This is a genomic window from Georgenia sp. G2120 (genome assembly GCF_055326485.1).
On sequence record NZ_JBUZNL010000003.1, the window covers coordinates 15,701 to 27,429 of the forward strand.

The window sequence follows — 11,729 nt, forward strand, 5'->3', positions numbered from 1 at the left end:
CGATAGCGTGGTGCTCGAAGACCCCGGAACGATCCCTGGACGGCAGTCCACATCGCCGGGGTTTCGTCCTTTCCGGGGGTCGGGGACCCTCATCTCCGCTCGCGCGCCCGTTCCAGCTGGCAGCTCACTCGACGACGGATTTACGATCCGGAAAACTGCACGCAGTGTTGCGTCGCTAACATTTGAAGTTCTTCGGAGGAGTTTTCGCTAGGTCAGGCGGTAAAGTTCTCGACGTGAAGAAAGCACTGTTGCGCGCTTCGCTTCTGGCACTGATGTCTGTCGGGATGCTGGCGTCCTGCGGTAGTTCTGGCAGCGGTGAAACTGCGACGGAAGCTACTGCGGCGCCCGTGTCAGACACGGCCACGCCGGAGGAGCCTGCGCCGCCTACTGAGCCAGCTCCGACCGTCGAGCCGGCGCCTGCCACTCAGCCGGCCACAACTTCGCCTCCGGCGCCTGAGAGACGCGATCCCGTTGAGTCTGCTGGGTCCGCAGCAACCATGTGCGATGGCATGACGGAGGACATGCTTCGGGACAATGATGCCGCGGTCGAGTATGAGGTTGATCCTTCGACGGCCATCTACCTGGGCCCTACCAGCATCAATGGCGGCAACGACGGCTACGCTTACTACGCCTGGGGCGAGGTCGAGATCCAGTGGGATTCCTTCGACGCGCCAGTCAACCTGGAGTACTACTGCGAGCTCGAGACTACCAACTTCTCGGCGTGGTACACGACGGGCGGTCGGATCCTGACAGCGATCGAGGACCTCGACATTCCTGAACCCTGGAACTAGACGGGCCCGACCGTTCGCAAGGAGGTCCGGGGGAGGCACACGTCGAGTGCTCACTGGCCGCGACGACCGACATCCCCGCCCGGCCCCCTCGGTATCGAAAGGCCTGCCGCGGTGGAAGACGTCTCAAGGCCTGGCTTGTGCTGGACGCCGATGACGTGAGTCGGCTCAGCGCGTCGTCGCCTGCCTGAACGGTGAGACCTCGGTGATCTTGAGCTCTCGCAGTCGGTCGATCAACCATTGTTCGGCCACGTTGTATCGGCGACCGCGCCGCCACAGCAGGTCGACCGAGACGAGCCAGTCCATCTGGTGGAAGGCGAGCTGGTCGTCGTGCTCGGGCAGCGCGAAGGCGATGCCGAGCGAGATGTCGTCGTCGAGGACCAGCCCCACCGCGTCGCCCCGCACCGGGTTGCGCACGACGATCTCGGTGTGCGGGAACTGCGCCGCGAACTCCGCGAACACCGGCACCACGATCCGGTGCGGAATGGCGACGGCGACCGAGACGGACGTCGGCACGCCCGTCGAGAGCGCATCGCCGTGCCGTTGGAAGGCGATGAGCCGGTCGTAGAGCGCCTGCGCCTCGAGGAGCATCGCTCGCCCGGCCTCCGTCAGGCCCGGCGCGCGGGTCGAGCGGTCGAACAGCTCGGTGTCCAGCGCGATCTCCAGATTGGCGACGGCGGCGCTCACGGTCGACTGCGACCTACTCTTCCCGCAGCGCGCGCAACGCTGCTCGTGCTCAACGGAAGGAGATGTCGCATGACTGATCGCCGCAGTCGCAGCGCATCACCGGTCGACCCAGTGGACGAGATGCTGCCCGCCCGGTCGATGGTGGCCCTCGGTCTTCAACACGTGCTTGCCGTCTATGCGGGCGTGGTCGCCGTGCCGTACTTTCTCTCGGGCACCCTCGGTCTGAGCAGCGCAGAGACCGTCACCCTTCATCACGGTGGTGGTGACGGTCTTCGTCTACGTGACGTTCACGGGTCTGCTGACGTCGCTGTCCGTTCTCGTCGGCCTACTCGTCGGCGCGGTCGTCGCCGTCGCCGGGGTGGTCATGATCGTGATGGGCCTGTTCCCCAAGTTCGGTGCGGTCATCGCCGCGGTCCCGCCGTCGGTGCTCGGCGGCGGTGCCATCGTCAAGTTCGGGATGACGACCGCCGCTGGGATCCAGGAGCTCGCGCAGGTGGACTACCGGAACTCCAACAACCCGACGACGCCGACGCGTCCTCCAGCCCGCCAACTGAATCCACACAAGGGAGTCCACGTGACAACTGACCAGACGACCGACCTCTCGACCACGGACCTGTCTCTCCTGCGCCGGGCGATCGAGCTCTCGCAGGAGGCGAAGGATCGCGGGCGCCACCCGTTCGCGGCCCTCGTCGCCGACGAGAACGGCCGTGTCGTCGTCGAGCGCGGCAACAACTCGATGCCCCCCGAAGGCGACCCCACGCAGCATGCGGAGCTCACTGCGGCGGCCGCGGCCGTCTCGCACCTCACGCCCGAGCAGCTGGCGCGCGCGACGCTCTTCACGAGTGCCGAGCCGTGCGTGATGTGCACCGGCGCCGTCTACTGGACCGGCATCGGGCGCATCGTCTACGCGCTGTCGGAGTCGCGGCTCCTCACCCTCACCGGCGACGACCCGGAGAACCCGACGTTCGACCTGCCGTGCCGGGAGGTCGTCGCGCGCGGCCAGCGACACATCGACGTCGTCGGTCCCGCGCTGGAGGACGAAGCTGCCGCGCCGCACGTCGGCTTCTGGAACAACGAGCCCGCGCCGGCGGTCGAAGGCGCCTGACGACGGCGCGCGAGAGTCGCGGCTCCGGTGCCGCGTCGTCACGCGTGCCTGGAGCCGCGCGTGCGTGCGCGCCCGCGGGCCTTATGGCCGCGGTGCACGAGTGTGGCGGCGCACGAAGGTGGCTGAGCCGTCGCGGCGGCCGTTGGCGTGACCGCCATGCGCAGCCTCTACGTCGTCACACCCCTCCGGAGGCGACGCATCACGACGACGGCCTCGTCGGCGGCTGGTACGACTCCGACCTCACGACGCGGGGCCGACAGGACGCTCGTGCCATCGCGGCCGTGATCCGCGAGCTGGTGCCCGGCGGTGGCGACGCGGAAATGTTCAGCTCCGACCTGCGCCGCGAGGCGGAGCCGGCCGAGCTCATCGGTGGCGCGTTGGAAGCCGAGCCGGTCGTCCTGCCGGACTTGCGGGAGAAGCCCTACCGCGAGGCCGGCGGGCCTCCGCAGGCGTGGTTGGACGACCGGTTCGTGCCCCGCCCGCGACGGGTGAGCGGATGGAGCACGACGAGGGCGCACTCGCTGCCGAGATCATTCTTGACCTCGCCGCCCGGATCTACCGGGCCATGGAGGACATCACGGCGCGCGAGGTCGAGCACCAGCTCGTCGTGCCGCACGGCGGAGCGCTCAGCTTCGTGGTGGCCGCGTGGACCCGCATCCCTGTTCACGCCGCAGAGCACGTCGCCTGCCGCGCCACCAGCGGCGGACTCACCCACCTGCGCGAGGACTCGCGCCTCCGCGGTGATGGGGTTCGTGCAGTACGCGGCTCAGTCCTCGCGACTCACCCGCCCGATACCGATCGTCCTCCGACCCAGACCTCCGACACGTTCGGCGGTGTGGCGGTGTACAGGACCTTGGCCAGATTCGCGTCGCTGCTGGAGTCGTCGTCGAACATCCTGACCGTGCCGGCGGGCGTCGCCGTGTCGATCAGCTGGGCGTCGAACGCGTAGCCCGTGTCGAAGACACCCACCCGGAGACCGAGCGTGGCGGCGCCGCCTGCGGTGGCGAGATGGAACGCCGTGCGCCAGTCCGCGCTGCTTCCGGGGCGACCACGCTGCTCCGGTGGTAGGCCCGGGTCGACGCCGGCCTCCAGCATCCGTGAGGCACCGACGGTGTCCTTGATCGCGTCCAGCATGTACATGCTCGGGCCGCCGGACACGTCGGTCCCGAGTCCCACCCGCATGTTCTTCTCGAGTGCGGCCCGGAGCGGGAACACGGCGTTCGCGAAGTATGCGTTCGAGCGCGGGCAGTGGGCGATCCCGGTGCGGCGCGTCCCGACGAGGTCCATGTCCGACTCGCTGAGGAACACGGCGTGCGCGAGTACCGTCCTGTCGGTCAGGAGGCCGACGGAGTCGAGGTACTCCGCGTCGCGGAGACCGGTCCGTGCCTGCACGTAGCCCTCGGCCCAGTCGCTCTCGGAGCAGTGGGTCTGGACGTGACAGTCATACCGGTGGGCGAGCTCGGCCAGTCCGCGGAGGGCCTCGTCGGTGCAGCTGGGCGCGAACCGTGGCGTGACCACGGGGTGCACCAGACCGCCTGCGTTGTCCGGGTGGTTGCGCACGTACTCGATGAGCGACTCGGTGCCCTCCAGCGCTGCCGCGGTGGACGGGTCCCGATAGAAGTCCGGGCACTGCGCCGGGTCGTCGGCCACCACCTTCCCGACGAGGGAGCGCATGCCACGGTCGAGACTGACGTCCACCAGGGCCCGCGTGGCCTCCTGGTGGATCGTCGCGAACATGAGTGCGGTCGTGGTCCCGGACGCGAGAAGGTCCTGGACGAGGATCGAGTAGACCCGCTCGGCGAACTGCAGGTCGGAGTAGCGGGCCTCGAGCGGGAACGTGTAGTGGTCCAGCCATTCCTTGAGCGGCAGGTCCAGCGCGGATCCGAGCTGGGGGTACTGCGGGGCATGCACGTGCAGATCCACGAAGCCCGGAAGCACCCACGTCGACGCCGGGAGCCTGACGAGCTCGCCGCGCCGCTCGGCCTCGGCGACCGCCTGACGGAATCGTGGGTCCGAGCTCGTGATGCGCTCGTCGATCACGCCGTCGATCCCTACGGAGACAAGTGTTTCGTCCCAGGTCTCCAGGGCTCCTGGGCTCGGCGCGTGGGAGAAGCGCCCCATCACGGTCTTTCCGCGCACATCAGGCACGGTGCACCTCCGTCATCTTCTGTCTCGGTCCGATCGGTCGAGGGAACGCTTCTCAGATGACCTCGGTGTCATCCCTAACCCCTTCATCCTCGCGATCGAGCACCCTGTCGCGAGGAAGGATCATGTTGAGCACGACGGCGGCGATCGCTCCGAGTGCCATGCCACCCTCGATGAGGTACTGGACGAGGGACGGGAACGACTCCTTCAGTCCCTGGGGCATGGTGGAGGCGGCGATCGTGACGAGGATCGGGAGCCCGATGACGAGCATGTTCCGCTCCGACTTCCGCGTGCGCTCGAGGATCTTGATCCCGTTCATCGCGATGATGACGGTGACGATGCTGAAGGCCCCCATGATCACGACGCCGGGGATGCTGGCGACGAGTGTCGTGAACTTCGGTACGAGACCCAGGGCGATGAGGACGCCACCGGTGAACAGGATGACGCGCTTGCTCGCGACGCCGGTGATCGCGATGACGCCGGCGTTCGTCGAGTAGCCGGTGACGGGCAGCCCGCCGATCACCGGGGCGACGACGCAACCGAGACCCTCCGCCCCGACGCCTCCGTTGATCGCCCGGTCGGTCACCTTCCGGCCGGTCACACCGCCGACGGCGAACCACGTGCCGGTGCTCTCGACGAGGATGACGAGGTAGATCACCACCATCGTCAGGACGGCAGTGGGTTCGAACACCGGCAGCCCGTAGTCGAAGATTCCTGGCAGCGCGATCCACGCGGCGTCCCCGACCGGAGAGAAGTCGACCATCCCGTAGAAGCCGGCGACCACCGTGCCGCCGGCAATGGCGAGGAGCACTGAACAGAGCTTGAAGATCTTGAAGGCTTTGGTTGCCCGCGCTCCGACGATGAGGAACAGCACGAGCAGGGCAGCCGTCGTGAAGGCGACCGTCAGCTCTGCCGTCGAAGCTCCCTCTCCGGCCGTGTAGATGTTGCCGAGCGCCACCGGCATGAGCGAGATGCCGATCACGAGGATGACCGTCCCCGCCACGATCGACGGGATGAGCCACCTGATCGCCTTCCCGACCACCTTGAGGTACCCGAGCACCGTGATGAGCAGGGCGCCCGGGATGAGACTGCCGATCATCGTGGCGAGTCCGAAGCCCCCACCGATGGCGGCCATCGCACCGATCGGGATGTAGGACGGCCCCTGCACGACGGGAAGACGCGTACCGATGGTCACCTGCAGAATGGTGGCGATCCCTGATGCGACCAGGGTCATCTGGACGAGCGTCGAGGTCTCGCCGACCCCCATGGCGAGGATGCCCGCGAGCACGATCGGGACGATATACACGTCCATGGCGAGCACGTGCTGGACGGCAAGGACGAGGCTCCTTGGGATGGAAGTCCGCTCGTCGATGCCGACCGTGATGGTCGAGTCTTGCGTCGTCATGGGGTGCTCCAGGACTGGATCGTCGGGACGGGAGGGGGACGTGCCGCAGCAGTCGTCGGCGACCACTGGTTCTCCCGGGGGCCAGGCCCGATGGCGTGAGCTTCTTCGGTGAAGCGCGCAAGCCTCAGGCTGGTGCTGTATTCAGATGTGCTGTCGTGGTCGGTGACGCAGGTCGGACGGCAGCGACATGTTCGTCGGTCGGCCGGCGCTACCTCGCCGTCCGTCGATGTCTCCATGGCAACTCGAGTGCGCACGAACCTAGCCAACTCGAGTTGGCACGTCAAGCGCGCTCTGTGCGGGTCCGTGTTCTCAGGTGGTCTCGCGGACGATCAGCTCCGGCTGGACGAGCGTGACCTGCGCCGGCGACTCGTTCTCGCCGAATCGCTCGAGGAGGGCAAGCATGGCGAGCCGAGCCGCCTCGTCGGGGCGGTCGTCGAGCGCCGTGAGCCTGGGGTAGCCGGACCGCGCGCGGATCCCTTCCTGGGAGACGACACGGAAGTCCTCCGGGACCCGCAGCCGGAGGTCGGCCAGCGCGGCCATCACGCCGCCGACGAGCGGGCCGAACGGGACGTAGGCTGCGTCGACCCCCGGATGTTGTCGCATCTCGTGGACGGCGGCATGGCCTGCCCGTTCCGCCGACTCCCCGATCGTGTCGACGATGAGCGGTTCGAGCTCGTGGGCGCGCATCCAGCTGGAGTACGCGTCCCGCGTCTCCAGGATCCACTGGCGCTGTTCGCTGTCGATGACCAGGGCGGGGCGTCGGGCGCCCTGCTTCTGCAGGTGGTCGAGGACCGTCGTCGTTCCTGACGTCCTGTCCGTGCGGATCGTCAGCTCGTCCGCGCCGGAAGCCCCCGGTGCATTCCCGATCGTCACCACCGGCGACCCGCGTCCGCGTAGCGCCCTCATGATCGGGTCGTCGTCGAGCGGGTCGAGAACCAGCGCACCGTCCAGCGGAAGCTGCGCGACCCACGCCTCCTGGTGGTCGGGGGGTACCAGCGCGAGGACGTAGCCTGCCTCTAGGGCGGTGTGCGACGCGGCGTTGGCCGCGAGCATGAAGTACTCCAGCGACCCGCCGACCGTCGCGTTGACAATGGCGAGGACGCCCGTACGCCCGGTCTTGAGCGCCAGCGCGGTTGCGCTCGGCACGAATCCGAGCTCGTCCGCGATCTCGCGGATACGTCGACGCGTCGAAGCCTCGACCCGGCCGCGGCCGTTGAGGGCGTGCGACACCGTGGTCCGCGAGACGCCGGCTAGCTCCGCGATGTCGCGCATCGTCACACGTGACCTGCCGTTGGACGGTCCCTCGTGCTGTGCTGCCATTGGCACAGTGTCCACAACTGACTTGTCCCGGACCACTTGTTCGGCGTCGCGTGTCCGTAGCGCCTGGATGCGCTCGACCGCCAGCGACGCGGGGGCCTCTTGATCTTCGGCTTTGCGAACGCGGGCCAAGCGACCGTAGGCGGCGTTGCCGCCGATGACCTCGCTGAGGTCGCCGCCTCGTTCGGACATCGCTAAGGTCGCCGCCTCGTTCGGACCTCGCTGTCGTCGCCCCGATCCTCACAGTGACCTGCCGCCGCCAGGATGACCGCCGCACTTGAGTGCGGGCGTTTTTCGATGCGACCGCCACGGGCCGGGACCAAAGGAGTCGGTCCCGGCCCGTGGCGTCCGAGGAGCCCGTAGCACGGCGCGACTCACGCGAGAAGGCGAAGGCTGGAGCGCCCGGACCGGTGCGGAGCCGCTGGGGCTGTCAGATTCCGAGCTTGCCCGGGTTCATGATTCCCGCCGGGTCGAGGGCGCCCTTGATGCGGCGCAGCACCGTCATGCCGTTCTCTCCTGCGGCCTGCTCCATCCACGGGGCGCGCTCGAGGCCGATGCCGTGGTGATGGCCGATCCGTGCGCCGGCGTCAAGCGTCGCCGACATGACGACCTCCCAGAGCCGGTCGTAGGCGGACATCGCCTCCTCCTCGGAGTCGAACAGGCCCCGCGAGATGACATACAGCGACGCGCCCTGGTCGTAGACGTGGGACACGTGGCCCATGACCTCGTCCATCACGGTCCCCGCCGCCTTCGCCACCTTCTCGTAGAGGGCCGGGAGCTCGGACCATGTGCCGGCGATCTCGATGGCCTCGGCGATACCGCCGACCTTGCCGACGTTGTCGGTGAACCACGAGTAGTTGAAGCGCCGCTGCTCCCAGTTGATGCCGGGTTCCTCGCCGAGCGACTGGCCACCGTGCTCGTCGACGAGGCGCAGCGCGATCGACTCCTGGATGGCCGTCAGCTCGGCGGCGCCGTCGAACGCGAGCACCATGAGCCAGCCCTCGGACTCGGAGAACTTCGCATGCTTCGCCGCCCCCTCGACGGGGTCGTAGATGCGCAGCACCGCCGGGCGAACCCCTGCCTCGAGCATCTTCCGGGCCACGGCGAGGGACTGCTCGAAGGTGTCGAACAGGGCCGAGGCGAACCGGCGGGACGCCGGCAGCGGAACGAGCCGCAGCGTGACCTCCGTGATGATGCCGAGGACGCCTTCCGAACCGATGAACAGCTGCTTGAGGTCCGGCCCCTGCGAGGCCCGCGGGATCGAGCTGGTGCGCAGGATCTCGCCGTCCGGCAGGACGACCACCAGGTCGGCCAGACGGTCCTCGATGTTGCCGTAGAGCGAGGAGAAGGTGCCCGAGCCGCGCATGGTGATCCAGCCGCCGACCGACGCGAGGAAGAACGACTGCGGGTAGTGGCCGGTCGCGAGACCGCGCGGCTTGAGCGCCTCCTCGAGGTCGCTGCCGAGCAGCCCGGCGCCGACGGTGACGAGTCGATTCTCGAGGTCGACCTCGCCGATCGAGGCCAGCGCGCTGACGTCGACGACGACACCACCTTCGATCGGGAGTCCGGAGCCGACGACGCCCGAGCCTCCGCCCCGAGCGACGATCGGGACACCGTGCTCGTTCGCCCAACGGACCGTGGCGGCGACGTCCTCTGTCGAGGTGGCCTGTACGACGGCCTCCGCGGTGGCGAGCGGGGTGTCCGCCGCCTCGGCCTTGCGGCTGCGCGGTGAGAGGTCGGCGGACGCCGCGCGGATCGTCCCGGGGTCGGTGGCGACGGTCGAGCCGGACAGCCTGCCGGTGAGGTCGGACAGCTGCGTGTCGGTGATGGTCATGGAGCTCCTTCTCAGTTGTGGGTCTGTGGGCGCCAGCCGAGCGCACGGTCGACGGTGTCGAGCCATGTGCTGCGGGAGGCTTCGAGATCCGACTCCCCGAGCGAGGGGTCGAAGGTCCGGAGCTCGGTGGCGGCTACGGCGGCCGTCTCGCGGTCAGGCCACACGCCGACGGCGAGGCCCGCCATCCACGCCGCGCCGCGGGCCGTGACGTACTCGGCGTCGCCGGCGCGGATCACGGGCACGCCAGTGAAGTCTGCCTGCGCCTGCAGGAGGGCGTCGCTGCGTGCCAGTCCGCCGTCGGCAAGGACGACGGTCGGGAGCGACCCGGCCTTCTCCGCCATGAAAAGCACGAGGTCTGCGGTCGTGCGCGCGATGCCGTCGACGGTCGCCTTGATCAGGTGCTCCGCGGTGACGCCGCGATGCAGGCCGAACACCACGCCCCGGGCCTGCTGGTCCCAGTGCGGGGCCGTGAACCCGGCGAGCGCGGGGACGAACACCACGCCGGAGGTGTCGGGGGTACGGGCGTAGGTGGCGTCGAGCTCTGCGGCGTCGGGCAGGATGCGCAGACCGTCGACCAGCCAGTCGATGGCGCTGCCGGTGACGAAGGAGTTCCCCTCGTACATGTAGCGGACCTCGTCGGCGGTGCGCCAGGCGATGCGGGTGTCGAGGCCCCCGCCGACCACGTTCGGCTCCTCGCCGGCGTTGAAGTCGATGAAGCTGCCCGTGCCGTGGGTGCACTTGACCGCACCCGCCTCGAAGCCGCCGTGCCCGTACAGCGCCGACTGCTGGTCGGCGAAGCATGAGCGGATCGGCAGGGACGCGCCGACCAGTTCCGCGTCCGTGTCGCCGAAGTGCGCGTTCTCCTCGAGGACCTCCGGCAGCAGGGAGGCCGGGACGTCCAGCTCGTCGAGCCACTCCTGCCACCAGGTGCCCGAGCCGATGTCGAAGGCACCGGTCGAACCGGCGTTGGAGTACGACGTCACGTGCCGGCCGCCCGCCGGCCCGCCGGTGAGTGTCCAGATCACCCAGGAGTCGGGCGTGCCTGCGAGGAGGTCGCCGGCCTCCGCCCGACGACGAAGGTCGCCGTCGTCGAGGAGGTCGGCCAGGTGCAGGGCGACGTTCGCGGGGGCGAGCTGCAGACCCGTGGTGGCGGTGAAGCGCTCGGCCCAGGATCCGGCGAGCCGGTCGACGCGGGGCTGCGTGCGCGAGTCCTGCCACGAAACGACGGGGGCGACGGGCGCCCCGGTGTGCCGATCCCACAGGACCGTGGTGGTGCGCTGGTTTGTCACCCCGACGGCGGCGATCTCGCGCTCGGCGGAGGCCGCACGGGCGATGACCGTGCGCAGGACCTCGGCCGAGCGCTCCGCGATCTCCGTGGCGTCCTGCTCAACGACCGCCGCGCTGGGTGTGTGCACGCTGATGCGGTGTGACTCGACGTCGAGCACGGCGCTCGAGTCGTCGAACAGCACGGCGCGGGTGCTCGTGGTGCCTTCGTCGATGACGACGACATGGGGGGTGCGCTGATGGTTCACGACGGTTCTCACTTCTTCGGGAGTAGGCGGCGACGGCGGGTGCCGCGCCGTGTCGTTCAGGGGGTCTGGTTCTGGGAGCGTCCGCCGACCGCGCGGCTGAACTCGGCCGCGGCCGGGACGAGGTGCCCGAGGAGCTCGTTGCGGCGCCGTGCCGACATGGTCGGAGAGGTGGTGGATACCGAGAGGGTGCCGACGACGCGGTCGTTCGCCCCGCGGACCGGGACCGCCACGCAGGTCACGCCGGTCATGAACTCCTGCCGGTCGGTCGCCCAGCCGTTCTCGCGCACGGCGAGGCACTCCTTCTCGAGGGCCTCCGGAGTGACGAGCGTGTGCTCCGTGAACCGCTCGAGCGGCCTGAGCACGTACGAACGGAACGCGGAGACGTTGTGGGCGAGGAAGAGCTTCCCGCTCGCACTGGCGTGCGCCGGGCGCCGGGCGCCCAGGACGATGGGCGGCGACTTCTTCGCGACCAGGTCCGGCGTCGCCGAGGCGACAGTGACCGCCGTCCCGTGGTCGAGCACCGTGACGTGCACGGGTTGACCAGTGCGTTCCCCGGTCTCCTCGGCGAACGACCGGGCGATGCGCAGGAAGTGCGCCTGGTCGGACGCCTGGACGGCCATCGCGGCGATGCCGGGACCGAGACGGTAGCGGTTCTTCGAGCCACTGGCCGAGACCACCATCGCCAGGGCCCTGAGCGAGGCCAGGTGCCGGTAGACCGTGCGTTCGTTCAGACCGGTCACCACGGCGATCTCGGGCACGTTCGTGCCGCCCGGGCCGGCCTGCGCGACAGCGTCCAGCACGGTGAAACTGTGGCGGAGCGCGGCGGGCACGCGGTCGGTATCTGGCACGCGGTCATGCTGTTGCCCGCGCTGATCGAGCGTCAACGTGATTGACATCCTGTGTCAGGCGCGTTGAC

Annotated in this window: 9 protein-coding genes and 3 pseudogenes; 5 read left to right on the forward strand and 7 right to left on the reverse strand. The window is 69.1% G+C overall.

Translation table 11 applies throughout. From position 1 onward, the window contains the following. The first annotated feature begins 509 nt into the window (after nt 1-509). Complete coding sequence (locus ACZLMO_RS03930; protein WP_463652921.1) at nt 510-791, forward strand: hypothetical protein; 282 nt, start codon at nt 510-512, stop codon at nt 789-791. A gap of 165 nt (nt 792-956) precedes the next feature. On the opposite strand, the gene ACZLMO_RS03935 is transcribed toward ACZLMO_RS03930, so the two are convergent. Further along, nucleotides 957-1,553, reverse strand: coding sequence for a LysR family transcriptional regulator (locus tag ACZLMO_RS03935; RefSeq protein ID WP_463653109.1), 597 nt, complete (start codon nt 1,551-1,553; stop codon nt 957-959). 202 nt (nt 1,554-1,755) lie between these two features. Here ACZLMO_RS03935 and ACZLMO_RS03940 point away from each other — a divergent pair. The 4 genes and pseudogenes from ACZLMO_RS03940 to ACZLMO_RS03955 all read left to right on the forward strand — a co-directional run. Beyond that, nucleotides 1,756-1,980: pseudogene (locus tag ACZLMO_RS03940) on the forward strand (solute carrier family 23 protein); the annotation flags it as partial. A 69-nt stretch (nt 1,981-2,049) separates the two neighbouring features. Continuing rightward, the gene (locus tag ACZLMO_RS03945; RefSeq protein WP_463653110.1) at nt 2,050-2,580 is read left to right on the forward strand and encodes a nucleoside deaminase; all 531 of its coding nucleotides are present in this window, start codon (nt 2,050-2,052) and stop codon (nt 2,578-2,580) included. A gap of 83 nt (nt 2,581-2,663) precedes the next feature. Further along, nucleotides 2,664-3,020, forward strand: a pseudogene (locus ACZLMO_RS03950) (histidine phosphatase family protein); the annotation flags it as partial. A gap of 125 nt (nt 3,021-3,145) precedes the next feature. Next, a pseudogene (locus tag ACZLMO_RS03955) lies at nt 3,146-3,220 on the forward strand (histidine phosphatase family protein); the annotation flags it as partial. A 140-nt stretch (nt 3,221-3,360) separates the two neighbouring features. On the opposite strand, the gene guaD reads toward ACZLMO_RS03955, so the two are convergent. The 6 genes from guaD to ACZLMO_RS03985 all read right to left on the reverse strand — a co-directional run bounded on the left by guaD (nt 3,361) and on the right by ACZLMO_RS03985 (nt 11,661). Next, a complete protein-coding gene (guaD, locus tag ACZLMO_RS03960) occupies nt 3,361-4,728 on the reverse strand; it encodes a guanine deaminase (protein WP_463652922.1) in 1,368 nt (455 codons plus the stop codon). 52 nt (nt 4,729-4,780) lie between these two features. After that, nucleotides 4,781-6,130 (reverse strand): uracil-xanthine permease family protein, encoded by a 1,350-nt coding sequence (locus ACZLMO_RS03965; protein WP_463652923.1) that lies wholly within the window; start codon nt 6,128-6,130, stop codon nt 4,781-4,783. Nucleotides 6,131-6,439: 309 nt separating this feature from the next. Then, complete coding sequence (locus tag ACZLMO_RS03970) at nt 6,440-7,450, reverse strand: LacI family DNA-binding transcriptional regulator (RefSeq protein ID WP_463652924.1); 1,011 nt, start codon at nt 7,448-7,450, stop codon at nt 6,440-6,442. 427 nt (nt 7,451-7,877) lie between these two features. After that, the gene (locus ACZLMO_RS03975) at nt 7,878-9,281 is read right to left on the reverse strand and encodes an FAD-binding oxidoreductase (protein WP_463652925.1); all 1,404 of its coding nucleotides are present in this window, start codon (nt 9,279-9,281) and stop codon (nt 7,878-7,880) included. An 11-nt stretch (nt 9,282-9,292) separates the two neighbouring features. Further along, nucleotides 9,293-10,813, reverse strand: a complete 1,521-nt coding sequence (locus ACZLMO_RS03980) for an FGGY family carbohydrate kinase (RefSeq protein WP_463652926.1) — start codon at nt 10,811-10,813, stop codon at nt 9,293-9,295. A gap of 56 nt (nt 10,814-10,869) precedes the next feature. Beyond that, a complete protein-coding gene (locus tag ACZLMO_RS03985; protein ID WP_463652927.1) occupies nt 10,870-11,661 on the reverse strand; it encodes an IclR family transcriptional regulator in 792 nt (263 codons plus the stop codon). Between the last annotated feature and the right edge of the window lie 68 nt (nt 11,662-11,729).